The organism is Parablautia sp. Marseille-Q6255, from assembly GCF_951230155.1.
GTDB lineage: Bacteria > Bacillota > Clostridia > Lachnospirales > Lachnospiraceae > Choladousia.
Genome location: NZ_CATNVD010000007.1, coordinates 21,453 through 46,840, shown reverse-complemented (window position 1 = coordinate 46,840; position 25,388 = coordinate 21,453). Strand labels below are relative to the sequence as shown.

The 25,388-nt window shown below is 48.9% G+C and carries 19 protein-coding genes and 1 tRNA gene; 18 read left to right on the top strand and 2 right to left on the bottom strand.

Translation table 11 applies throughout. The features are described 5' to 3' along the window. The first annotated feature begins 169 nt into the window (after nucleotides 1–169). The 3 genes from QOX44_RS06560 (at nucleotide 170) to QOX44_RS06550 (ending at nucleotide 4,542) form a co-directional block, all read left to right on the top strand. Nucleotides 170–1,114, top strand: coding sequence for a sensor histidine kinase (locus QOX44_RS06560; RefSeq protein ID WP_283682215.1), 945 nt, complete (start codon nucleotides 170–172; stop codon nucleotides 1,112–1,114). A 118-nt stretch (nucleotides 1,115–1,232) separates the two neighbouring features. Next, nucleotides 1,233–1,898 (top strand): ABC transporter ATP-binding protein, encoded by a 666-nt coding sequence (locus QOX44_RS06555; RefSeq protein ID WP_283682214.1) that lies wholly within the window; start codon nucleotides 1,233–1,235, stop codon nucleotides 1,896–1,898. Nucleotides 1,899–1,902: 4 nt separating this feature from the next. Next, the gene (locus tag QOX44_RS06550; protein WP_283682213.1) at nucleotides 1,903–4,542 is read left to right on the top strand and encodes an ABC transporter permease; all 2,640 of its coding nucleotides are present in this window, start codon (nucleotides 1,903–1,905) and stop codon (nucleotides 4,540–4,542) included. 34 nt (nucleotides 4,543–4,576) lie between these two features. Here QOX44_RS06550 and QOX44_RS06545 read toward each other — a convergent pair whose 3' ends face one another. Further along, complete coding sequence (locus QOX44_RS06545; RefSeq protein ID WP_283682212.1) at nucleotides 4,577–5,971, bottom strand: dihydroorotase; 1,395 nt, start codon at nucleotides 5,969–5,971, stop codon at nucleotides 4,577–4,579. A 233-nt stretch (nucleotides 5,972–6,204) separates the two neighbouring features. On the opposite strand from QOX44_RS06545, the gene efp reads away from it, so the two are divergent. Continuing rightward, nucleotides 6,205–6,762: an elongation factor P gene (gene efp / locus QOX44_RS06540; RefSeq protein WP_283682211.1), complete on the top strand. Its 558-nt coding sequence runs from the start codon at nucleotides 6,205–6,207 to the stop codon at nucleotides 6,760–6,762. 343 nt (nucleotides 6,763–7,105) lie between these two features. After that, complete coding sequence (locus tag QOX44_RS06535) at nucleotides 7,106–8,056, top strand: DUF5688 family protein (RefSeq protein ID WP_283682210.1); 951 nt, start codon at nucleotides 7,106–7,108, stop codon at nucleotides 8,054–8,056. 601 nt (nucleotides 8,057–8,657) lie between these two features. Here the strand turns inward: QOX44_RS06535 and QOX44_RS06530 are convergent. Further along, nucleotides 8,658–8,730: transfer RNA gene (locus QOX44_RS06530), tRNA-Arg, on the bottom strand. A gap of 279 nt (nucleotides 8,731–9,009) precedes the next feature. Here QOX44_RS06530 and QOX44_RS06525 point away from each other — a divergent pair. The 13 genes from QOX44_RS06525 to QOX44_RS06465 all read left to right on the top strand — a co-directional run bounded on the left by QOX44_RS06525 (nucleotide 9,010) and on the right by QOX44_RS06465 (nucleotide 25,320). Beyond that, the gene (locus QOX44_RS06525; protein WP_283682209.1) at nucleotides 9,010–9,951 is read left to right on the top strand and encodes an SH3 domain-containing protein; all 942 of its coding nucleotides are present in this window, start codon (nucleotides 9,010–9,012) and stop codon (nucleotides 9,949–9,951) included. Nucleotides 9,952–10,224: 273 nt separating this feature from the next. Then, nucleotides 10,225–10,992 (top strand): pseudouridine synthase, encoded by a 768-nt coding sequence (locus QOX44_RS06520; RefSeq protein ID WP_283682308.1) that lies wholly within the window; start codon nucleotides 10,225–10,227, stop codon nucleotides 10,990–10,992. Next, nucleotides 10,989–12,953, top strand: coding sequence for an NAD-dependent DNA ligase LigA (gene ligA / locus QOX44_RS06515; protein WP_283682208.1), 1,965 nt, complete (start codon nucleotides 10,989–10,991; stop codon nucleotides 12,951–12,953). The genes QOX44_RS06520 and ligA overlap by 4 nt, the downstream gene beginning before the upstream one ends. A gap of 75 nt (nucleotides 12,954–13,028) precedes the next feature. Beyond that, nucleotides 13,029–13,949 carry a homoserine O-acetyltransferase MetA gene (metA, locus tag QOX44_RS06510; protein ID WP_283682207.1) on the top strand — a complete coding sequence of 307 codons (921 nt, stop codon included), beginning with the start codon at nucleotides 13,029–13,031 and terminating at the stop codon, nucleotides 13,947–13,949. A gap of 387 nt (nucleotides 13,950–14,336) precedes the next feature. After that, nucleotides 14,337–15,602 (top strand): cobalt-precorrin-5B (C(1))-methyltransferase CbiD, encoded by a 1,266-nt coding sequence (gene cbiD / locus QOX44_RS06505; protein ID WP_283682206.1) that lies wholly within the window; start codon nucleotides 14,337–14,339, stop codon nucleotides 15,600–15,602. A 54-nt stretch (nucleotides 15,603–15,656) separates the two neighbouring features. Further along, a complete protein-coding gene (cobM, locus tag QOX44_RS06500) occupies nucleotides 15,657–16,424 on the top strand; it encodes a precorrin-4 C(11)-methyltransferase (protein WP_283682205.1) in 768 nt (255 codons plus the stop codon). A gap of 32 nt (nucleotides 16,425–16,456) precedes the next feature. Beyond that, nucleotides 16,457–17,602, top strand: a complete 1,146-nt coding sequence (locus QOX44_RS06495; protein ID WP_283682204.1) for a cobalt-precorrin 5A hydrolase — start codon at nucleotides 16,457–16,459, stop codon at nucleotides 17,600–17,602. Continuing rightward, nucleotides 17,595–18,329, top strand: a complete 735-nt coding sequence (gene cobJ / locus QOX44_RS06490) for a precorrin-3B C(17)-methyltransferase (protein WP_283682203.1) — start codon at nucleotides 17,595–17,597, stop codon at nucleotides 18,327–18,329. The genes QOX44_RS06495 and cobJ overlap by 8 nt, the downstream gene beginning before the upstream one ends. Nucleotides 18,330–18,333: 4 nt before the next feature. Next, nucleotides 18,334–20,304 carry a precorrin-6A reductase gene (cobK, locus tag QOX44_RS06485; protein ID WP_283682202.1) on the top strand — a complete coding sequence of 657 codons (1,971 nt, stop codon included), beginning with the start codon at nucleotides 18,334–18,336 and terminating at the stop codon, nucleotides 20,302–20,304. Further along, complete coding sequence (locus tag QOX44_RS06480; protein ID WP_283682201.1) at nucleotides 20,301–21,713, top strand: cobyrinate a,c-diamide synthase; 1,413 nt, start codon at nucleotides 20,301–20,303, stop codon at nucleotides 21,711–21,713. Before cobK ends, QOX44_RS06480 begins: the two co-directional genes overlap by 4 nt. Next, nucleotides 21,710–22,672, top strand: coding sequence for an adenosylcobinamide-phosphate synthase CbiB (gene cbiB / locus QOX44_RS06475; protein WP_283682200.1), 963 nt, complete (start codon nucleotides 21,710–21,712; stop codon nucleotides 22,670–22,672). Before QOX44_RS06480 ends, cbiB begins: the two co-directional genes overlap by 4 nt. Nucleotides 22,673–22,738: 66 nt before the next feature. Continuing rightward, a complete protein-coding gene (locus tag QOX44_RS06470) occupies nucleotides 22,739–23,797 on the top strand; it encodes a pyridoxal phosphate-dependent aminotransferase (protein ID WP_283682199.1) in 1,059 nt (352 codons plus the stop codon). Between the two features lie 2 nt (nucleotides 23,798–23,799). Beyond that, entirely contained in the window at nucleotides 23,800–25,320 is a 1,521-nt protein-coding gene (locus tag QOX44_RS06465; RefSeq protein ID WP_283682198.1) for a cobyric acid synthase, read from the top strand. Nucleotides 25,321–25,388 lie beyond the last annotated feature (68 nt).

Here is a 25,388-nt window from a genome sequence, read left to right as displayed (position 1 = left end):
CAGAGATCCAGCGGCTGATCTGTGAAAACTCTGAGGAAGGGACAATCGTTGCTCCTGTTTTCATAAAAGCAGAATGAATGTAGAAAAGTCAGAAATGATATGATAAAATCAACAGTGGTGTAATAGAAACAGCGTCATGGATGAATGGGCGCTGGATGTGGGAGAGCGTATGACAGAACAATCTTTTTCGGTTTTCTGGCAGATCATGCTGTTTGCTGCTGCAGTTTTTTGCATTCTGGCAGGGCTGACTGCTTTTTTGTATTATTTTATGCTGCTGCGGAGGATGGAGCGGATGCTGCGCCATTATCAGAACGGGGAACCGGGACAGGAGCTTCTGGCAGAGACAAGGGAATCGAAGCTGGAAGCGCAGCTTCGCAGGATACTGCGTCAGTCCAGGCAGGCACAGGAGCAGGCAAAAAACGACAGAGAACATCTGGCAGGGCTGCTTTCTGATCTGTCTCATCAGCTTAAAACGCCGCTGGCAAATGTTCTGATGGATGCAGAATTACTGCAGGGAAAAGCGCTTACGAAATCAGAGCAGGAACAGTTTTCTGTGCACATTGCACAGCAGGCAGCCAAGATGCAATGGCTTATATCAGCGCTGGTGAAGTCGTCAAGACTGGAAAATGGGATCGTATCGTTTGAAGCCGGTATGCACAGTATCCGGAAGACGCTTGCAAAGAGCGTCAGTGCAGTCTATGCGCAGGCACAGGCACGAAATATCTATATTGAGACAGAGCTGTTTGATGACAGAAAGCTTTATCATAATGTAAAATGGACGGCAGAGGTCTTTACAAATGTATTGGAAAATGCAGTCAAGTACAGTCCTGTGGGAAGTGTGGTACGGATCAGAATATGTCCAATGGAGCTATATACAAAAATCGATTTCTGCGATGAGGGGCCGGGAGTGCCAAAGGATGAGTGTACAAAAATTTTCCAGCGCTTTTTTCGTGGAAAGGCCGTAGAACAGGAGCCAGGCAGCGGACTCGGGCTGTATCTGGCGCAGGTGATCCTGACCCGGGAGAAGGGGTATATTACCTGCACGCAAAATCCAGAAGGAGGGAGCTGCTTTTCAGTGTTTTTATTAAATGGAGCGCCCCCGGGAGAATCCTGACAAGATTGTCAGGATTTTTTTGGTGGATTGTCAGGGTATTGTCAGAATGACTGTGTATAATCTCAAATATAAGAACTATAGTTCAGGGAATATTTTCCAGAAAGAAAGGGGATAAGATATGGAGATCCTGAAAACAGAAGGACTGAAAAAATACTATGGAAGCGGAAGCAGTCTCGTAAAAGCATTAGATGGAGTAGATTTATCCGTAGAAGAAGGGGAGTTTGTAGCAGTCGTAGGTACGAGTGGGAGCGGAAAGTCAACGCTTTTGCATATGCTTGGCGGGCTTGATTATCCGACACAGGGAAAAGTGATCGTAGATGGAAAGGATATTTTTAATCTGAAAGAAACGGAACTTACTATTTTTCGGCGCAGAAATATCGGGTTTATTTTCCAAAGCTATAATCTGGTTCCGGTACTGAATGCGTATGAAAATATTGTGCTTCCGATCGAGCTGGACGGAGAAAAACCAGATAAGTCGTTTGTACGCGAGGTGATGGAATCGCTTGGCATATATGAACGGAGATTTGCCATGCCAAACCAGCTGTCAGGGGGGCAGCAGCAAAGAGTGGCGATCGCACGGGCACTTGCGGCAAAGCCGGCGATCGTACTGGCTGATGAGCCGACCGGCAATCTTGATTCACGCAACTCGCAGGAGGTGATGGGGCTTTTAAAAGTTACGGGAGAACAGTTTGGACAGACGATTCTTATGATCACACATAATGAGATGCTTGCACAGTTATGCAGCCGTATTGTCCGTATTGAAGACGGAAAGATCTGGAGGTAGGGCGATGAAAAACAATAATCAAAAAGCGATCCGGCGGCTTTCGGAAAGAAGTCTGAAAAGCAACCGGATGCGCAATACCTTTGCAGTAATGGCGATCGCGCTTACCTGTATGCTTTTTACCGCGCTTGCGTCAATGGGGATCGGGATGACACAGGTCGCGCAGGAACAGACGATGCGTGAGGTCGGTGGCAAATTTCATGCAGGGCTAAAAAATGCGACACGGGAACAGATGGAGAAGGTGGGAAAAGATCCTCGTGTGGTCAGCTATACGTGGAACCAGTTTATTGCCGTTTTAGATAATATTTTAAAACGCAGTGCGGAGCTTCGTTATCCGCAGGGCGAGGAGGAGCTTACAAATTGTTTTATTGAACTGGAAGAAGGGAAGCTGCCGCAAAAAGAGAATGAGATTGTGGTGGATACGATTGTCCTGGATGAGCTGAAACTGCCGCATGAGGTGGGCGTTCAGTTTCCGGCTGTTTTCCGGTTCCAGGGAGAAACGGTGGAAAAGACCTTTACCGTGAGCGGATGGTATCAGGGAGATCGGGTCAGCCATGCGTCGCAGCTTTACATCTCCAGTGCCTTCTGGGAGAAATTAAGAGACGGGCGGACAGATGAGGATTTTCTTGCATGGGGAGAAAATCACCCGGAAGACAAATCTGTGGGTCTGTACAGTGTGGGGCTCTATTTTGAAACAGATAGAAACATTGAAGAAACGGTTCGTTCTGTTATAAAGGATGCAGGCTATGATCCGGACCGGGAGCTTACATACGGCGTAAACTGGGCGTATATGAGCAGCCGCATGGAGGCTATGGATCCTATGGCGGTGGTGCTTCTTGGCGCTGCCTTGCTTGTTATTCTGGTGACGGGCTATCTGATCATTTATAATATTTTTCAGATCTCAGTTATAGGAGACATCCGTTTTTACGGTCTGCTAAAGACCATAGGAGCGACCAAAAAACAGCTTCGGCGTTTGATACGCAGGCAGGCTCTTGTACTTTCGGTATTTGGCATCCCGCTTGGACTTTTTGCAGGATATTTTGCAAGCTGTGGTCTGTTTCCGTTTATGATGTCAATGGTGGAGCACAACGGCATGGAGATCAGGCTGCATTTTGATCTGTGGATTCTGGTGTTTGGCGCTGCGTTTTCCCTGCTTACCGTACTGATCAGCTGTCACAGACCGGGCAAGATTGCAGGCAGCGTTTCTCCGATAGAAGCAGTGCGCTACAGTGAGAAAAATATGAAGCGGAAAAAAACAAAGAAATCAGAAACAGGCGCGCGCGTACATCGCATGGCGCTTTCCAACCTTGGCAGGAACAAAAAGAAGACCATCTTTGTTGTCCTGTCCCTGTCATTGAGCGTATCGATTCTGTGTATTGTCCTGACTGCAGTCGGAAGCTTCCGGATTGACAATTATTTAAAAAGCCGTCTTGTCGGAGATGTGACGGTCGGAAGTATTAACTATACAGCAACAGCTCAGAACGGACTTGTTGATTTTGTTGTAGATGAGGAAATGCTTGCACTGCTGGATGAGCAGCCGGGGATTCTGACACGCAATGAAATGTGGTCGCCTGTATATGCGAAAGATATTGTAATGAGCGATATGGCGGTCGCAAGGTATCAGGACTATTACGATCAGGGCAGGCTGGACATGAGAGATGATTATGAGATCAGCCATCTCGAACAGAGCATATCTACCCGTGAGCTTTCGACAGATGTGTATGCCTATGATGATGAGCTGCTGGAGAATCTCACCGTGCTAAAAGGAAAACTGGATATAGAAAAATTTCAAAAGGGCGGTTATATTCTCGTTTCACCTGTGATTGGAGATGATACGCAGGACTGCATACTCTATGAACCGGGAGATACCGTTACGCTGCGTATGCCCGCACCGGATACCGGGTGGATCGAAGAACGCACAGAGTCGGGGGAGATCAGCGGCGTGACACCAGAGAAGGTCATAGAGAAAGAATATGAGGTCATGGCGGTGACAGCAGAGGCTCCATCCAGTATGGATGAACACCGTTATTCCGTGAACGGTGTGCAGATCATTCTTCCAAAATCTGAACTGGCAGGAGCAAGACAGGACGGTTACTGCTTTGCGGTATCCTATACGCTGGAGGAGGAAGCGCTTCCTGCATTTATCGAAACAGTGAAAGATTATACGGAAAATATAAATCCATACATGGGATACATGACAAAGGAATCGCTTATCGAAGAGTTTCGTGATATGACGAATGTGATCCAGGGGATCGGACTGGCACTTGGCCTTGTGATTGCAGTGATCGGTGTACTGAACTTTATCAATTCTATTCTGACAGGGATTATTTCCAGAAAGAGAGAGCTTGCGATTTTAAGCAGCATCGGGATGACGCAGCAGCAGATCAAGCGCATGCTCATGGAGGAGGGGCTGTATTATGTGCTGCTCTCCGGTATTATCAGCATCCTGTTTGGAAGTGCGATTTCCTATGCTGTTTTGCATGCGCTGAATCAGGTGATCCTGTTTTTTGAGTACCGGTATAATGCACTGGCGTTTTTGATCATGCTGCCATTCTTTGCGGTGATCGCGGTCATCGCTCCGATCATAGCCTACCAGAGAGCCGCAAAGGAGAGTGTGGTGGAGCGGCTGCGGGAGACAGAGGGATAACTGCTGTCCCCGGTCCGCATGCTGCTTTGCTGTATTATGGGGCAGGGCGGTACGTGACCTTGCCCCGGCAGATCGTAGCCCGGATTTTTCCGTACAGCGTCTCGCCGGTAAACGGCGTATTTTCAGATTTAGAATGATAATTTCCTGCTACAAACGTTTCATTTGGATGAAAAATAACGAGATCGGCGGCACTTCCAACCGTGATCGTACCATAGGGCAGTCGTAAAGCATCTGATGCAGCCCTGTGACCGTCCAAGGAGTGTTTCAGATGATCGCTGTGTGCAGACACCAGAGGAGAGTGCAAATCATCTGTTGGACTTCCGCAGGCAGTATCCTGTGCATAGAGCGAGGTATCCTGCGCGGCGCACGCGTTAAAGGAATAAAGCTTTGCCGGATTGACAGACATTTTTTCCATCAGCTGCATCATGCTTAAGTGGCCTGGACGCACCAGATTTGTGATGCCCAGTGCCAGAGCTGTTTCCAGACCGATAATACCGCTTGGACAGGAGAAAAAGTCAGACTGGTGCTTTTCCTGTGTGCTGTGCGGTGCATGATCAGTAGCGATCATATCGATCGTTCCATCGCGCAGCCCTTCGATGATCGCAGCCCGATCTTTGGCTGTGCGAAGCGGCGGGTTCATCTTTGCATAGGTGCCGTGGACATCGACGGCGTCCTCGGTCAGGGTGAAATGGTGCGGTGTCGCTTCTGCCCATACAGGAGCGCCGAGGGACTTTGCCAGGCGCACAAGGGCAACAGAAGCAGCGGAGCTGATGTGCTGGATATTTACCAGAGCGCCGGTGTGGAGGGCGAGCATACAGTCGCGGGCCACCATGATGTCTTCAGCGATTGCCGGAGCAGTACGGTTTGTGCCGCTTTTTTCAATAAATGCAGGATCCTCTTCGTGAAAAGAAAGCGGCAGATGCAGTCGTTTTGCGTGGCGCATTGCATCCTCAGCCAGCTTCTCGTTGAGGAGCGGGACGCCGTCATCTGTAAAACCACAGGCTCCTGCGGCAAAAAGCGCATCAAAATCCGTAAGAGACTCACCCTTTAAGCCATTCGTGATCGCAGCGGCAAAACGGATACGGACAGGCTCATTCTCTGCGCGTTTGCACAGGTCAGTCAAAAGCTGCGCAGAGTCAATGACGGGTTTTGTGTTTGCCATGCATACAACTGTGGTAAAACCGCCTGCTGCTGCTGCGCATGCGCCGGTATGCAGGTCCTCTTTCCATGTCTGTCCGGGATCACGGAAATGGACATGCACGTCAACGAGTCCCGGGGCGATCATGCAGTCGCTGGCATCGAGAAGTTCTTCTCCATCGACAGGGCTGAGATCACCGATCTCGCAGATGAGACCTTCTTTTATCCGGATATCAGCGTGAAGCTCTTCCTGCGTGGCAGGAGAAAGAATCGTTCCGTTTTTAATAAGCATACAATAATCCTCCATTTTCTGGAAATTTTCATAGAATATAGATCAAAGCGTATATTTTACAGATAGAATACAGCTTCTTTCTGTTTCTGATACTGCTATTTTATGGAAGGAATGCGGCGGTGTCAAGCTTCCTAAAAAAACAGTTGAAAAATGTGTGCAGATACGATAGAATATTACAGATAATGAGATTCGATAAAATCCTGTTTGGATAAATATAAGGAGGAATAACACACATGATTTCAGCAGGCGATTTTAGAAACGGCATTACTTTGGAGATTGACGGAATTGTTGTGCAGATCATTGAGTTTCAGCATGTAAAACCGGGAAAGGGTGCGGCATTCGTACGAACAAAGCTCAAAAATATCATCAACGGAGGCGTGATTGAGAAGACTTTCCGCCCGACAGAGAAGTTCCCGGCAGCTCGTATTGACCGTGTGGAGATGCAGTATCTGTATTCAGATGGAGATCTGTTCCATTTTATGAACACAGAGACGTATGATCAGATCGCACTGAATCAGGAGACGATCGGAGATGCGCTTAAATTCGTAAAAGAAAATGAAATGGTAAAGGTTTGCTCTTATAATGGAAATGTATTTGCAGTAGAGGCTCCTCTGTTCGTAGAGCTTGAGGTAACAGATACAGAGCCGGGATTTAAGGGCGATACAGCTACAGGCGCAACAAAGCCGGCTACAGTAGAGACAGGCGCGGTTGTATACGTACCGCTGTTTGTTGAGACTGGGGACAAGCTTAAGATCGATACAAGAACAGGAGAGTACCTCTCCAGAGTCTGATCGGTTTTGGGATCTGTCCGTGGATGCATAAAGGATTTCCCTGCTATAAAGGATGCATCCGGCGAGGCAAACGTGTGCTCTGTGAGCTTCGTGTAAAACGCGGGACTGTGCAAAGTATGCATTTGTTTCAATAACAGGAAAAGAAAAGGCTGTTTCAGGAATTGTGCTGTTGAAGCATATATTTCAGAAGCAGCCTTAAATTTTTTAAAAAAGCACTTGCAAAAAGTGAAAATATAAAATATAATAAGAGACAAATATCTGGCGTTTTACGCATCCTGTGCGGGTCCGCACACAAATCCGTCTGGCAATATCAGTTATCATATCTTAGAAAGGTGGTTTTTTATTGGAATACAGAGAATTTTTAGTTCAGATTGAAAAAAAGGTACAGGAAAAAGCCGGAAAGGCAGCAAGAGTGACCATTTCCGAAACATTAAAAAATAACAAAAATCCGGCTCATCAGATCACGCTGTTTTCCCCTGGAACGAATGTTTCTCCGGCTATCGGACTGGAGATCTGCTATAAGCAATATTGCAGTGGAGCAAGTATAGATGCAGTGGCAGAATATATTCTGGAACAATATGAGAAGTGTGACAGAAAAGGAACAGCAGATGTTTCCTTTTATACAGATTTTACGCGTGTAAAACATCGACTTGTCTGCAAGCTTGTCAACTATGAAAAAAATAAATACATGCTGCATCAGGTCCCCCACCGAACGTTTCATGACCTGGCAATCGTTTACTATTGCCGGACAGAACACGCTGTTCTTGGAAAAGGCAGTATTCTGGTATTAAATGACCATCTGAGACTGTGGCAGGCAGACGCGGATCAGATCCATGAAGCGGCATTTTTTAATACACTGAATATTTTACCCTACAGATGTTACAGCATTACCGATATGATCGAGGAAATTATGGCTCATGACTCTGCTAAGGACTGTATAGAAGAGGAACATCCTGTGTCTGCTGTCATCAGTGAGAGAGAGGCCCCCATGTATGTGCTGACCAATTCGGAAAAATACTGGGGCGCAGTGAGTATGATTTATGACAGTGTGTTAAGCGAGATAGCCCAGAGACTGGGACAGGACTTTTTCGTACTGCCCAGCAGTGTCCATGAATGTATGATCATTCCGGTACAAAAAGGGATCCAGACAGAAGAGCTGAGAGAAATGGTTATCGAGATCAACAGAAATTGTGTCAAGGAAGAAGAGATACTGGGAGATTCTGTTTATCAATACAGCAGAAATAAAAAGTATCTGGAGCTCGTATGCGGTGCGGAAATGGAACCAAAAGTGTGATGATGAAGCAGTGTCCTTTTTGTATTACCAGTTGAAACAGCTATTATGCATCTGGAAGATTTTCTATATTCCTGCAGTATTCCCCATTATTGTATTTTACAGAGACAGGGCTCCCGTATATTGCTCGCAGAGCGTCACCTTATATTTTATAAAGTGGATGAAACTGCACATACAGTAACCAGCTATCCTGTACTAGATAGCAGGCAGGAATACAGGAACTTGATTTGAGACTATGAGTTGGGGTCAGTCTGCGGTGGTAGTAAATTTAATACAGGGTGTTGATATGGAACGTATGGAAATTGCAAATAATATTATGGGGGACGGTGAGTGCGCTACCTGTAACTCTAAACGTGTGCATCGAAACTATTTGCATCTAACATAATGACAGATGAGGAAATAAAACGTTTCATGGGACACCGTGATATAGAGACAACTCGCAAGTATTGTTCTTATCCAATCGAGAGCAATGAGAAGATAAAAACAAAGGCAGAAGAGGTTTTAGGCGGCAGTCAAAAAAGTGGAACACCGTGGAACACCAAAGTAGTGTCCTTTTTAGACTATAAAAAAATAGAAAACCCGCGTAAACACGGGCTTTCTGCGACACACCTGGAGGGATTCGAACCCCCGACACATGGTACCGGAAACCATTGCTCTATCCCCTGAGCTACAGGTGCAAATTGAATTGCTCAATTATCTTATCACAGTTTTCTGAAAAAGTAAAGCATTACTGAACGAAAGAATAAAAAACTTTCAGGGAATCTTTTAGTAAAAATTTTTTCTTGTTTTAAATTTAGAATTTCTTTAAGAAACATAATCTTTACATAATTATACGAATATGCTAAAATTGTTTTAACATTTATTGCAATCTGTGTTAATCTGTGAACAGTATGCGAAGGTTTGTTTTTAGACCTGGCAGACCGGAAAAACCAGATTCAGAAACAGGGGGATAACAGATGTTGGACAATTTTAGAGAGTGGCTATCTGACAATTTGCGATACATTTTGCTGGGACTGGCAGCCATCCTGCTTATTGTAATTGCATTTTTCGCATTTCGGCTGGTGAAGGGACTTGGCTCTCCAAAAGAGAAGCCGGATACAGTACAGACGGAGGCAGGTACAGAGGAGGCGGAGACAGAAAAGAGCGTGCAAAACGGTGAATCTCTGCAAAAGGATCAGAAGGATGTGCTTGCGTGGGTGACGCAGTATTATGATGCAAAGGAAAGCAAGGACTATGATGCGCTTGGCAAGCTGTGCGAGAAGTTTGACGATGCAGCACGTACAGAGGTAGAGGCTCAGGATGCGGCGGTTGAGGCGTATAATAATATTATGACATACTCAAAGGCCGGATTGACAGAAGGCTCCTATATTGTATATGCATACTTTGACGCGAAGGTAACGGGCAGTGAAACGCTGGTACCGTCTCTGAGAGAGTTTTATCTGATAAAAAACGCGGAGGGAAGTCTCGTGCGGGCGGATATGACGGCAGAGATGAAGGCTCTGGTGGAAGAGCGTCGCAAGGATGACGATGTCCAGGCGCTGCTAAAGGATGTAAATAAAAAGTACGATGAGGTGATCGCATCGGATGACGCGCTTGCAGCATTACTGGCAGGGGAGAGCGACAATTCCGGAGATGCCCAGCAGGGACAGACAGATGCAAATGGTACAGATGGCGAGCCTGTGACAGGTACCACGACAGGGACGATGCAGACTACGACAGAGGTCAATGTTCGTGGAGAGGCATCGGCAGAAGCGACACTCTATGGGGTACTGACAGCAGGGACGTCCGTTGAGGTGCTGGAGAATCTTGACAGCGGGTGGTCAAAGATCAGCTATACGTCAAATGGAAATACAGTAGAGGGTTATATTATGACACAGTATCTGACTGCAGTGCAGTAAGTGACAAAGCAGCCAGATTACAGGTAAAGTGCAGTTTCTGATCCTGCTGGAGGATATAAGCAGGACGCCTGCATAAAAACTGAATAAGATCATCAAAAACAGGATTGCCGTCAGATATCCGGAAGTGTTCAGGAGATCTGACGGCAGACTTTGTTTTAGAGCCTCTTCGGAATTTGAGGATGCGTCTGAGAAGGTATTTTCAGTTGTCTGGGAGAGGGGATTGTGGTAAACTAATTGGGAAAATTATGGACAGTTGAGGATAAACGTATGGGTATGAATCGAGGATTTGTAAAGGAAAAGGTGACGGGGGAAATCCGTCTGAATAAATATCTGAGTGAGGCAGGAATCTGTTCCAGACGGGAAGCGGATCGGCTGATCGAGAGCGGCTTGGTCTGCGTGGATGGAGAAAAGGCACAGCAGGGAATGAAAGTCCGCCCGGAACAGCATATTTTAGTAAAGGGGAAAGAGGTAAGACGGGAGAAAGAGATGCTCCTGCTTGTCATGAATAAGCCTCGCGGTACAGTATGCACAACGGATACGAGGTGGGGAGATAAAACGGTGTATGAGCTTTTGGATACAGAGAAACGGGTGTTTTCTGTGGGAAGGCTCGATAAGGACTCAGAAGGTCTTCTTTTGCTTACAAATGATGGAAATATCCTGAATAAAATTATGCGTGCAGGGAATTATCATGAAAAAGAATATCTGGTTACGGTCGATAAAAAGATCACGGCAGAGTTTCTGGAGAAGATGCGAAAGGGTGTTTATCTGAAAGAGCTTGGGGTAAAGACGCGTCCCTGCCGCATAGAGCTGGCAGGAGAAAAGCAGTTTCGTATTGTGCTGACCCAGGGACTGAACCGCCAGATCAGGAGGATGTGCGAAGCCTTCCATTATAAGGTGACGCGGCTTCTCCGGGTACGCATCATGAATATTGAGCTTGGCAATCTGAAGCCGGGAGAGTATCGCAGCATTACGAGAAAGGAGCTGGCACAGTTAAGGCAGCAGCTGCAGGAGCATTCACGAAAGGAAACAGGAAATCAATGAATCAGATAGAGAGAATGAGAGAGCTGTCACAAAAGCTGGCAGAAGCTTCAAAAGCATATTATCAGGAGGACAGGGAGATCATGAGCAATTATGAGTATGATGCCCTGTATGATGAACTGCAGCGTCTGGAAGAAGAGAGCGGTGTTGTACTGGCTGGCAGTCCGACTGTTACGGTGGGATATAAGGCGCTGGAAAGCCTGCCAAAGGAGCGGCATGATGCGCCGATGCTTTCTCTGGGTAAGACCAAAGAACGGTCTGAGCTTGTAAGCTTTGCCGACAGTCATGATGTGCTGATCTCCTGGAAACTGGATGGACTGACCGTGGTGCTTACTTATAAAAACGGTTTACTGGAGAAGGCTGTCACCCGGGGCAATGGCGAGATCGGGGAGGTCATCACAAATAATGCAAAAGTATTTCAGAATATTCCGCTTCGCATTTCCTATCAGGGCGAGCTGATCCTGCGGGGGGAGGCTGTGATCACGTATTCTGAATTTGAAAAGATCAATGGCGAGATCGGAGAGGCAGACGCAAAATATAAGAATCCGCGTAATCTGTGCAGTGGTTCGGTGCGCCAGCTCAATAATGAGATCACGGCAAAGCGGCATGTACGCTTTTATGCATTTGCGCTGGTGAAGGCAGAAAATGTAGATTTCCATAATTCAAGGAAGGAACAGTTCGAGTGGCTTGCCAATCAGGGATTTGACGTGGTGGAGTATCGTCTGGCATCTGCGGCGCAGGTAGAGGAGACAGTGGATTACTTTGCAGAAAAAATCCTGCATTATGATATTCCATCCGATGGCCTCGTTGTGACGTACGATGATATTGCGTATGGGCAGTCTCTGGGACGCACAGCAAAATTTCCGCGTGATTCCATTGCGTTTAAATGGCAGGATGAGATCCGGGAGACGAGGCTTCTGGAAATTGAGTGGAGTCCATCACGAACAGGGCTGATCAACCCGATCGCAGTATTTGAACCAGTGGAGCTGGAGGGGACAACAGTCAGCCGTGCAAGTGTCCACAATCTGAGCATTATGAAAGCATTAAAGCTCGGGATCGGCGATACGGTCAAAGTATACAAGGCAAATATGATCATTCCGCAGATTGCTGAGAATCTGACAGGAAGCGACACGGTCAGAATCCCGGAAACCTGTCCGGTGTGCGCTGGGAAAACAGAGATCCGTGATTTGAATGGCGTGCAGACGCTTTATTGTACAAATGAGCAGTGCAGTGCAAAAAAAATCAAATCATTCACACTGTTTGTAAGCCGTGACGCGATGAACATTGAGGGGCTTTCTGAAGCGACATTGGAAAAGTTTATTGCGAGAGGGTTTATACACAGCTTTGCGGACATTTTTCACCTGGATCGTGAGAAAGAAGCAATTGTGGAGATGGAGGGGTTTGGAGAAAAATCCTATGCAAACCTGATGCAGAGTATCAGACAGGCGAGACATACAACGCTTCCGCGACTGATCTACAGTCTGGGGATACCGAATATTGGTGTGGCGAATGCGAAGCTTTTATGCAGACATTTCGATTATGACCTCGGCCGTATACGCAGCGCAGCAGCGGAGGAGATTGCGGAGGTAGAGGGGCTGGGAGAAGTCATTGCAGCCTCCGTCTGCGCCTATTTTTCAGACGCAGTCAACCGGGAAAATCTTGATGCACTTCTTTGCGAGCTGGAACTTGAGCAGGTACAGGCGGCAGAATATGAACAGATTTTTTCTGGAAAAACCTTTGTGATCACCGGCAGTGTGACGCATTTTACAAATCGAAATGAATTAAAAGCATATATTGAAGAGCGGGGCGGAAAGGTGACGGGATCCGTTTCCAGAAATACAGATTACCTGATCAATAATGATGTAAATTCTGCATCCTCAAAAAATAAAAAGGCACGGGAACTGGAAATTCCGATTTTATCGGAAGCGGATTTTCTTTCGCTGGCCGAAGGATCAGATAAATGAATGATGCGGACAGAGAAATTTGCCGGAATCATTTCAGAAATGTAGCATAAAGAGCAGAAAGGACGAAAATACGGTATGCCGATTAAAGTACAAAGTGATCTGCCGGCACGGGAGATCCTGGAACGTGAAAATATATTTGTAATGGATGAGAGCCGGGCGGTGCATCAGGATATCCGGCCTATCCAGATCGCGATACTCAATCTGATGCCGCTTAAGGAGGAGACAGAGCTGCAGCTTCTGCGCTCGCTCTCTAATACGCCGTTGCAGGTGGATGTGACGTTTGTTAAAGTCAGATCGCATGAATCCAAAAACACCTCCACCAGTCACTTGAATAAATTTTATGTAGAATTTGATGACATAAAGAATAAATGCTTTGACGGAATGATCATCACGGGAGCGCCGGTAGAGATGCTGGAGTTTGAGGAGGTTGATTACTGGGAGGAGCTGACCCTGATCATGGACTGGACGCAGGAGCATGTTACCTCTACGATCTATCTGTGCTGGGCAGCACAGGCAGGCCTTTACCATCATTATGGACTGAAAAAAAGAGTTATGGATCACAAAGTGTTCGGTCTGTTCTGGCACCGTGTCCTGAACCGCAAGGTTCCTCTCGTTCGCGGATTTGATGATGTATTTCTCGCGCCCCATTCCCGCCACACAGATGTGCCGATTGAGGAGATCCGAAAAGTAAAGGAGCTGACGATTCTTGCAGAATCCGATGAGGTGGGGCTGTTTCTTGCGATGGCGGATGGTGGACGACGGATTTTTGTTATGGGGCATCCGGAGTATGACCGTGTGACGCTGGATGGAGAATATAAAAGGGATCTTGGCAAGGGGCTTGCAATTGACATCCCGAAAAACTATTATACAGACGATGATCCGCAGAACCGCCCGCTTTTACGCTGGCGCTCCCATGCAAACAATCTGTATACGAACTGGTTGAACTATTACGTGTATCAGGTAACGCCGTACGATATGGTGGGAACGCCGTTTTAATGCGGGATTTCAAAGGTTGTGTCGTAAAATGTTGTCGCGATTTAAATTTCTGAGTATTTGACTTTTGAGGTCTAAAATATTATAATAGCGAAAGACAAAACAGGAAAGAGCATTTTCAGGAAGCGGGTGAAATTCCTGCGCAAGTCCGTTACTGTACAGCCAGATACTGAATGCTCTTTCAGAAGAGGAATGACCTGCGGGCACCGGGAAATTCCAGCGGGGCAGGGCTGTTGCAACACGCATCCGGTGGATTTTTGATGTGTGCTGCGGCAGCTTTTTGTTGCATAGAAATGTACGTTCTGTGGAAGAAAAGGCTTCCCGGGGATCGCAGTGCGGCAGATCGGGAGTACGTTTTGGTTTGTAAGGGATAAAACAGGGAGGCAGTTGATGGGACAGGAGAAGCAACTGGAGGATTATTATGTGATACGCAATCATAAAAAGCTGCGGTTTGGATACACGACAGGTTCCTGCGCGGCAGCTGCAGCAAAAGGCGCTGTGCAGATGCTGCTTTCGGGAACGGATGTTTTGCAGACACAGCTTCTGACTCCAAAGGGTATCCTTTTGCGGCTTGCTCTTGTCGACCGGGTGAGAGATGAGCACAGTGTCTCCTGCGCGGTCAGGAAGGACGCAGGCGATGACCCGGATACGACAGACGGGATTTTGATCTATGCGAGAGCGCAGATCGTATCAGAAAAAGCCGGGATGTCAAAGAACATGGACAGTCAAACTATACAGGAAGCCGTAACCTGTCCGGAGATAGCGGATACTGCGTTTGTGAGCGGTAATATTATACTGGATGCAGGCGATGGCATCGGCCGTGTGACAAAGCCGGGGCTTTCTCAGCAGATCGGGCAGGCTGCGATCAACCGGGTACCAAGAGAGATGATTTTCCGCGAGGTACAATCTGTCGCAGAGCAGTATGGATACCAGGGGCGGATCCTGATCACGGTCTATGCACCGGAGGGCAGGGAGCGGGCAAAGCGCACCTTTAATCCGCGACTGGGGATCGTGGGCGGGATTTCTATCCTGGGAACTACAGGGATTGTGGAGCCCATGAGTGAACGCGCGCTGATCGACAGTATTCGTGTGGAGATGGGGCAGCATCACGCCTGTGGGGAGGATTATCTGCTTGTGACACCAGGAAATTACGGGGCAGAGTATCTGAGAGAGCATATGACGCTTCCGTTTGAAAAGAGCTTAAAATGCAGCAATTACTTTGGGAAAACGATTGATATGGCTGTTGATATGGGCGTGAAGGGGATTTTATTTGTAGCGCATATCGGCAAACTTGTTAAGCTGGCAGCGGGTATCATGAATACTCATTCCCACAGTGCGGATGCACGGATGGAGATCCTGGCGTCGAATGCGATCCGGGCAGGGGGAACGCTTGACTGTGCAAGAGAGCTTCTGGCGTGCACGATGACAGACGAAGCGCTGCGGATACTGGACCAATACGGTATTCTGGAAGGAACGATGCAAAAGGTCATGCAGAAAATCCAATTTTACTTAAATCATCGCTCATATGACCAGATCCTGCTCGGAGCGGTCATGTTTTCCAATGAATATGGATTTTTAGGAGAGACGGAGGACGCAGAAAAGCTGCGTGTTCTTCTTGGAGAGAAACATCCTGCGAAAGAGCAGGAGCGATTATAACAATCACAGAGGATGGATCAGCCGTGATATACGGCGGTCAGGAAAGGAGTACATATGGTACATTTTGTAGGGGCAGGACCGGGAGCGCCGGATCTGATCACGGTGAGAGGGAAAAAATATCTGGAAGAGGCGGATGTGATTATTTATGCAGGTTCTCTTGTAAATCCGCAGCTTCTGGAGTATGCAAAGGGCGAATGTCAGATTTATAATAGCGCAAAAATGACGCTGGAAGAGGTTATTGCCGTTATGGAGCAGGCAGAAGCAAATGGACAGATGACAGTGAGGCTGCATACGGGAGACCCCTGCATTTACGGAGCGATCCGGGAGCAGATGGATATTCTGGATGAAAAGGGGATCTGCTATGATTCCTGTCCCGGAGTCAGTGCATTTTGCGGGGCAGCCAGCGCGCTGAATCTTGAGTATACACTTCCGGATATCTCTCAGAGTGTCATTATCACACGGATGGAAGGCAGAACACCAGTCCCTCCAAAGGAAAGCATTCAGTCTTTTGCGGCACACAACGCTACCATGGTTGTATTTTTAAGTACCGGAATGCTGGAGGAGCTTTCAAGACGTCTGATCGAGGGCGGCTACCGTTCTGATACGCCGGCGGCGATTGTCTATAAAGCGACCTGGCCGGACGAAAAGAAATTTATCTGTACGGTAGGGACACTGGCTCAGACAGCGGCAGAGCATGGGATCACAAAGACCGCATTGATGCTCATAGGAGATGCGGTGAAGGCAGCTCATTATGAACGCTCAAAGCTGTATGATCCGGGCTTTACCACCATGTTCCGCCAGGGGAACGATCAGGCGCAGTAGGATACAGCAGCATTTCGGAAGGAGGCGGAGTCATGAAAGCTGACAGGGAGCAGACACCGCGAAGGTCCGGGCGGCTTTCGATCCTGTGTTTTAGCCTTACGGGCTGGGCGACCGGACAGAGGCTGGCAAAGGGGCTGCGCGCATGCGGATATGAGGTATTTTTGGACGGGAAAAGCCGTTATCTGCAGGACAGCATTTCACAGAGTACGCAGGAATGGACCGGGATGCAGTTTTTGCAGGCGGAGGGGATTATTTTTGTCGGCGCCTGTGGGATCGCAGTGCGCAGTATCGCGCCATTTGTGGCAGGAAAAAAGCAGGACCCTGCAGTGCTTGTGGCGGATGAATGCGGCAGGTTTGTGATTTCACTTTTGTCCGGGCATCTTGGCGGAGCAAATGAACTTACACAAAGAGCGGCAGATATTTTAGGAGCAGTTCCCGTCATTACAACTGCAACAGATCTGCACCATCGGTTTGCAGTCGACGTTTTTGCAAAAAAAAACAGATGTGCGATCTTTCACATGAAAGCGGCAAAGGAGCTTTCGGCAGCGCTTCTGGCAGGAGAGCAGGCTGGTTTTTACAGTGAATATCCGTGGGAGGGGCCGCTCCCGGAGGGACTGGTCCTGTGCAAAAGAGACGGATATCCGGTAAAAAATACAAAGACAGAGTATGGCGCGGAAGCCTCGAAAGAGCGGGGATTTGGACAGGACAGGCCGCTTCGCATCGGGGTTGCTGTGACGATACATAAAAACTGTATGCCGTTTGAGTCTACGGTGCAGGTAGTGCCGCCAGTAGTGGCAGTCGGAATGGGCTGCCGAAAGGGAAAGGAAAAAGAAGCAGTAAAGGATATGGCAGAGCAGCTGCTTGCGGAGGAGGGGCTTTATAAAGAAGCGGTCCTTGCTCTGGCAAGTCATGAACTAAAAAAAGAAGAACCGGGGCTGCTGGCTCTTTCGGATGAATGGAATGTGCCGTTTTGTACATTTTTGCCGCAGGAGCTGCTTGGCGCACCAGGTGAGTTTACCCCGTCTGCTTTTGTAGAGCAGGTGACAGGAGTCGATAATGTGTGCGAGCGCAGCGCCGTATGCGCAAGCGGCGGCGGACGGCTGTTTGTAAGGAAAAGAGGGGGCGGCGGCGTGACGATCGCTGCTGCCCGGAAAGAATGGAGGGCTTATTTTGAGTAAGATATACGTAGTGGGAATCGGACCGGGCTCCTATGAACAGATGACCGGAAGGGCAGTATATGCTCTTGAGAACAGCGATGTCATCATTGGCTATACGGTCTATGTGGATCTGGTGAAGGAGCATTTTGCCGGAAAGGAATTTTTGACGACTCCAATGCGAAAGGAAGTCGATCGATGCATTCTGGCTTTTGAAGAGGCAAAAAAGGGGAAAAATGTATCCATGATCTGCAGCGGAGACGCAGGAGTCTACGGTATGGCAGGGCTGATGTACGAGGTCGGAGAAGATTATCCGCAGATCGGGCTTGAAGTCATTCCAGGAGTGACGGCGGCAACAGGCGGAGCAGCTGTGCTGGGCGCGCCTTTGATCCATGATTTTTGTCTGATCAGTCTGAGCGATCTGCTGACACCGTGGGAGAAGATCGAGGCGCGTCTTTTGGCGGCTGCACAGGCAGACTTTGTTGTATGTATTTATAATCCTTCCAGTAAAAAACGTCATGATTATCTCCAGAAGGCGTGTGATCTGCTGATGCGCTACAAATCTCCGGACACCGTCTGCGGGACCGTATCACAGATCGCAAGGCAGGGAGAATGCGCTTCGGTTATGACGCTTCGGGAGCTGCGTGACACGCAGGTCGACATGTTTACAACTGTGTTTGTCGGAAACTCGCAGACAAAGGTACAGAATGGAAAAATGGTGACGCCGAGAGGCTACCGGATGGAAAGGTGAGCGTATGTATCGCGTAATAGTATTTGCGGGAACGACAGAAGGATATGAGCTTTGCCGTTTTCTCGGGAAGCGCGGTGTGACGGTGCTGGCGTGTGTGGCGACACAGTATGGGAGCAGGTCTCTGACAGAAAGTGAATATCTAAAGGTGCGGCCGGGCCGGCTTACCTGCGAAGAAATGACGGAGCTGTTCCAGAGAGAAGCTCCCGGGCTTGTGCTGGATGCGACGCATCCGTACGCGGCAGAAGTGACAGAAAATATCAAAAAGGCCTGTGAGGCGGCAGGCATATCCCGTGTACGGGTACTGCGCAGGGAAGGCAGCTGTGAGATGGATGCTGTCTGCGTGGAGGATACGGCTGCTGCCGCACAGTATCTCAAGACGACGCAGGGAAATGTGCTGCTTACAACGGGCAGTAAGGAGCTGGCAGCGTTTACGTGCGTACCGGATTATGAGAACAGATTGTATGCGCGTGTGCTGTCGCTGCCTTCTGTGATGGAAGAATGCAGAAGACATGGCTTTGAGGGAAAGCACCTGATCGGAATGCAGGGACCTTTTTCAACAGAATTAAATGTCGCAATGCTCAGACAGTTTTCCTGCCAGTATCTGGTGACCAAAAATACAGGAAGAGCAGGAGGCTTTGAAGAAAAGCTGGAGGCAGCCCGTATCTGCGGCGTTACTCCTGTCATTATTGGCAGACCGCTCAGAGAAACCGGACTGTCTGTTCCGGAATGTAAAAAAATGCTGATCGAACGCTTCGGGCTGGAGCAGATACAGCATGTGACGCTGCTTGGGATCGGGATGGGCAGCCAGGAAACTCTCACGATCCAGGGCCAGAGGGCGCTTGAACAGGCTGAGCTTTTAATCGGGGCAAAACGTATGACAGATGCTGTGAAAATGCCGCATCACGCCGTGGTCCATGAGTATCTGAGTGAAAGAATAGCCGCTTACATAAAAGCGCATCCAGAATATGAGAGGGTTGTTGTTGCACTCTCCGGAGATGTGGGATTTTTCAGCGGAGCGAAAGGGCTGCTGGGACTGCTGCCCGATGATACAGAGCTGATCTGCGGAATTTCATCGGTCGTGTACTTTATGGCAAAGATCGGCCTGTCGTGGGATGACGCAGCGCTCGTAAGCGCACACGGCAGATCAGCGAATCTTGTATCATATGTGAAGTACCATAAAAAAACGTTTGCGATCCTCGGAGAAAAAGATGCAGTCGCGCAGCTTGCCGGAAAGCTGACGCAGTACGGGATGGGGGATGTGGTTTTGTATGTAGGAGAGAATCTGTCCTATGATACAGAACGGATCTTTGCGAAGCCTGCGCGGGAGCTGACCGGATATGAGGGGAGCAGCCTGAGCGTAGTCTGCGCATACCATCCGACAGCCTGTGACCGGCCGGAAACGCACGGTATCGCAGATGAGGAGTTTCTGCGCGGCAAGGCCCCTATGACAAAGGCAGAGGTGCGGGCAGTCTCACTGGCAAAGCTGTGCCTTACAGAAGATTCGGTATGCTGCGATGTGGGAGCGGGGACCGGATCGGTCGCTATAGAGATGGCGCTGCGTGCCCGCCGCGGCAGAGTATTTGCAGTGGAAAAGAAGGAGGAGGCGCTTGCCCTTTTGCAGGAAAACAAGGTGAGATTCGCCGCAGATAATGTCGAGATCATATCGGGTACTGCGCCGGAGGCGCTAAACGACCTTCCACCCTGTACGCATGCGTTTATCGGCGGCTCCTCTGGAAAACTAAGGGAGATCATCGGGGTGCTCCTGAAAAAGAATGAGACGGTCAGGATCGTGATCAACTGTATCACACTTGAGACGCTTTCCGAGGCGCTTATGGCAATAAAGGAATTTTCCTTCCAGGATCCTCAGATCGTACAGATGGGTGTGTCACGTGCAAAAACAGCGGGCCCCTATCATATGATGATGGGGGAAAATCCGATTTATATCATTACGTGTCAGAAGGAGACAAAAGAATGAGGCTTCCAAGGGTATTGTTAAGTGCGTGCTCCAGCGGGAGCGGAAAGACACTGATCACCTGCGGGCTTTTGCAGGCTCTGAAAAACAGGAGAATAAAAACGGCAGCGTTTAAATGCGGTCCGGATTATATTGACCCGATGTTTCATGAGAAGGTAATAGGGACGGGCTCTGCAAATCTGGATACCTTTTTCACATCACCGGAGTGCGTCCGCTATCTTCTCGCAGAAAATGCGGCAGGGTGTGACCTCGCAGTGATCGAAGGTGTGATGGGGTACTACGATGGTATCGCAGGAGTGACGCAGACTGCCAGCGCGTATGATCTGGCATGTGTGACCGAGACGCCGGTGATCCTTCTGGTAAACAGCGCGGGAATGAGCGGCTCTCTGGCAGCGTGTGTAAAGGGATTTCTGGAATATGAAAAGGACAGCCGTATCCGCGGTGTGATCTTTAATCAGATGTCTGCCATGCTGTATCCCAGGATAAAGGCTCTGGTGGAAGAGCGGACAGGTGTGCGCGTGCTGGGGTACGTTCCCAGAGTAGAGGAATGTGCGCTTGACAGCCGCCATCTTGGCCTGGTGCTTCCGCAGGAGATTTTCGCACTGCGTGAAAAGCTTGACAGGCTGGCGCATATTCTGGAGGAGACACTGGATATAGATGGGATTCTTGCGCTTGCCAGGGAGGCGGCAGAGCTTCATAAACCAGAAGATCCGCTGGAAATTTTTCTGGAAGGGATCCATGAAAAACCGGCAGAAAAGGAGCCGGACCGCGGCGCGCAGGTGCGTATTGGTGTGGCAAGCGATGCAGCCTTTTGCTTTTTTTATAAAGATAATTTCCGGCTTCTGCGAGGGATGGGGGCGCAGCTTGTCCCGTTTTCTCCACTTGCAGATACAGTTCTTCCGGAAGATATTGACGGGCTTTTGCTCTATGGAGGCTATCCGGAGCTGCACGCAGCGGAGCTGGAAACAAATATCCGTATGCGGGAAAGTATCCGCAGTGCATTAGCGCAGGGGATGCCCTGCATGGCAGAGTGCGGAGGATTTATGTATCTGCATGAGGAGATGGAAGATATGGAAGGCCGCCTGCATGAAATGACAGGTGTGATAAAGGGGCGGGCATTTCGGACGGAAAGGCTGTCCCGTTTTGGCTACGTTACACTGCAAAAGCATGAAAAGGATGTGTATGGAGAAGTCCCCGCACATGAATTCCACTATTTTGATTCGACCAATTGCGGGCAGGCATTCTCTGCAAAAAAGCCTGCTGGAAACAGGCAGTGGGAGTGCATGCATGCAGACGGGAGACTGCTTGCAGGCTTTCCGCATCTGTATTATTATGGGAATCCTGCCGTGCCATGGGAGTTTTTGAAGCAGTGTGCATGCTATAAGAAAGAGAGAGCGGGGAGATCGGTATGAAATACACAGCATTTGCACTTTTGGCGGGCTTTTTACTGGATCTGATTTTTGGAGATCCGAGGCGGCTTTATCATCCCGTCTGTGCGATCGGTAACCTGATCGCCGCACTTGAAAAAGGAATCCGGGGGATTTTGCCCAGATCACAAAAAGGCGAGCTGTGGGGCGGCTTTTTCGAGGTTTTGATCGTGTGTATGGTGTGCGGCGGCATTCCGCTTGCAGTACTTTCAGGAGTATACAGGATAAGTACCGCTGCCGGATTTGTCCTGGAGAGCTTCTGGTGCTATCAGCTTCTGGCAACAAATTCACTGAAAAAGGAAAGCATGCGGGTCTGTGACCGCCTGAAAAATGGGACGTTGGAGGAAGCAAGATATGCTGTTTCCATGATCGTAGGGCGTGATACGAAGGCACTGTCGAAGGAGGGCGTGATCCGTGCAGCCGTTGAGACAGTAGCGGAAAATACGTCAGACGGAGTGATCGCGCCCATGCTTTATATGGCGATTGGCGGCGTACCGCTGATGTTTTTGTATAAGGGCATTAATACAATGGATTCGATGCTTGGATATAAGAATGAAAAATATCTTTATTTCGGACGATGTGCAGCCAGGCTGGATGATGTGGCAAATTATATTCCGGCACGTTTGTCAGCAGGGCTGATGATTCTGGCGGCGCCGTTTGCCGGTCTGAATGCAAAAGAGGCTGCCCGCATATACAGGAGGGACCGGCGCAATCATGCGAGCCCGAACTCCGCACAGACGGAGGCGGTTATGGCAGGTGCGCTTTGCGTACAGCTTGCAGGCGATGCATGGTATTTCGGAAAGCTGTATAAGAAACCGACGATCGGGGATCCTCTTCGTGCAGTTGAAGCAGAGGACATCTGCAGGGCAGATCGGCTTCTCTATGCAGTATCTGTTCTGGCGGTGATTTTATTTGTCGCTGTACGTCTGCTGATCCTGCACTAGAAGGATGAGCAGATGGGTATACAGGACAATGGAGATATAAGTATAGGAGAACACAGGAGAATACAGATGGAGAAACATATACATGGCGGGAATATTTATGAGCACGAGGGCTGTCTTGACTTTTCCGCAAACTGTAACCCGCTCGGTACGCCTCTTAGTGTGCAGCGCGCAGCAGTAAAAAGCATAGAACAGATCGCACATTATCCACAAGTCGGATGTGTGCCACTGCGTGCGGCGATTGCGGAATACGAGGCTGTCAGGCCGGAGCAGGTGATCTGCGGAAATGGCGCCGCGGAGCTGATCTTTTCTCTTTGCCAGGCACTGAAGCCGCGAAAGGCACTGCTTCTGGCGCCTACCTTTGCGGAATACGGACAGGCTCTGTCATCGGTCGGATGTCAGATAACCTGCGCGAGACTGCGGGAAGAAGACGGATTTGCGGTCGGAGAGGAGTTTTTAGACCTGCTGCAGGAGGATCTGGATATTGTATTTTTATGCAATCCGAATAATCCGACAGGGGCGCTTACAGACCGCAGCCTGCTTTTACGTATTCTGGAGCGGTGCGAAACACGGGGGATCTTTCTTGCTGTCGATGAATGTTTTCTGGATTTTGTAAAGACTCCGTCTGAATATACCTTAAAAGGAGAGCTCGAAAAAAGCAGAGGGCTGTTTTTGCTGAAAGCATTTACGAAACGGTATGCTATGGCGGGGCTGCGTCTGGGATACGGACTTTGCGAAAATAAAGAGCTTCTTGAACAGATGGCGGCAATGGTACAGCCGTGGAATGTCTCTGTGCCGGCGCAGGCAGCCGGACTTGCCGCACTTCAGGAGGAGGACTACGTCCGGCGTGCACGCGCTCTCATCTTTCGGGAGCGGGAGTGGATGGTGGAACAGTTTACTGCTTTGGGGCTTACGGTGTATCCCCCGCAGGCAAATTATATTTTTTTCAAAGGACCAGAAGCACTTTTTTCCCTGTGTGAAAAAAGAGGCGTGCTGATTCGGGACTGCGGCAATTATCCGGGACTTTGCAAAGGGTATTTTCGGGTGGCAGTCAGAACACATGAAGAAAATGAGTTGCTGGTGAAGGCTCTGACAGAGTCTTTCATGGAAATACAGAAGGAGGGATAAGGATGGCCAGAACGATCATGATACAGGGAACGATGTCAAATGCAGGAAAGAGCCTTCTGGCAGCAGGATTGTGCCGGATTTTTCATCAGGATGGCTATCGTGTGGCTCCGTTTAAATCACAGAATATGGCGCTGAATTCTTTTATTACAGAAGAAGGACTGGAGATGGGGCGTGCGCAGGTCATGCAGGCAGAAGCAGCCGGCATACAGCCGGAGGTCCGGATGAATCCAATTCTTTTAAAGCCGACGAACGATACAGGCTCTCAGGTGATCGTAAACGGAGAGGTGCGCGGTACCATGAGCGCACGAGATTATTTTAAATATAAAAAAACGCTCCGCCCTGTTGTACAAGAGACCTTTGATTCTCTGGCTGCGGATTATGATATTATCGTGATCGAGGGAGCCGGCAGTCCGGCAGAGATCAACTTGAAAAGTGACGATTTCGTAAATATGGGTATGGCAAAAATGGCGGATGCTCCGGTTCTTCTCGTCGGAGATATTGACAGAGGCGGCGTATTCGCACAGCTTTATGGGACTGTCATGCTTCTGGACGAGACAGAGCGGCCGCTGGTAAAGGGGCTGATCATTAATAAATTCCGCGGCGATAAAACACTGCTTGACTCTGGACTGGAAACACTGGAGGAGCTGTGCAAAGTCCCGGTGGTAGGTGTAGCGCCGTACCTCAATATCTCTGTGGAGGATGAGGACAGCCTGAGCGAGCGCTTTGACCGGTCGCAGGAGGCAGGGCTGATCGACCTTGCAGTTGTACGCGTACCCAGAATATCGAATTTTACAGATTTTAATCCACTAGAAAACATTCCGGGCGTCTCCCTGCGTTATGTAAAGCGTCCTGCAGAATTAAAGGATCCGGATATGATCCTCCTGCCGGGCTCTAAAAATACAATGGGCGATCTGAGATGGCTGCGGGAGAGCGGGATGGAGGCTGCTATCCTGAAGCAGGCGGCAAAAGGCAAGGTGATCTTCGGTATCTGCGGCGGCTATCAAATGCTGGGTGATACACTGCATGATCCGTTTGGCGTGGAGGATGGCGGCAGTATGAAAGGAATGGGCCTGATCCCGATGGACACAGAGTTTACGCAAAACAAGACGCGCACGAGGGCAGAAGGAAGGTTTCAGACGCTGTCGGGCGATCTTGGCGGTATGAGCGGCGCTGCATTTTCCGGCTATGAGATACACATGGGGGAGAGCCGCTTAAAAGACGGGGCATATCCGGTGACGTATATGGATGACACCGTGAGCGGAGAGGCAAAGGAAGACGGAGGATACTGCAAAAATGTGTACGGCACCTATGTGCACGGTATTTTTGACCGTGAGACTGTGACGAACGCGCTGCTTCGGTCACTTGCAGAAAAAAAAGGTATCTCCATGGACCAACTGGCAGAAATGGACTATGCTGCATTTAAAGAGACACAGTATGACATTCTGGCTGACGAGCTTAGAAAAAATCTTGATATGAAAAAGATATATGAGATACTGGGGCTTGGAGGCAGGCAGGATGCGTGATCGGGGAAATCCCGGAGCGCGATTTTGACAGTAGCCTGCAAATAAAAAGTCAAGGCTAAATTGCTGAA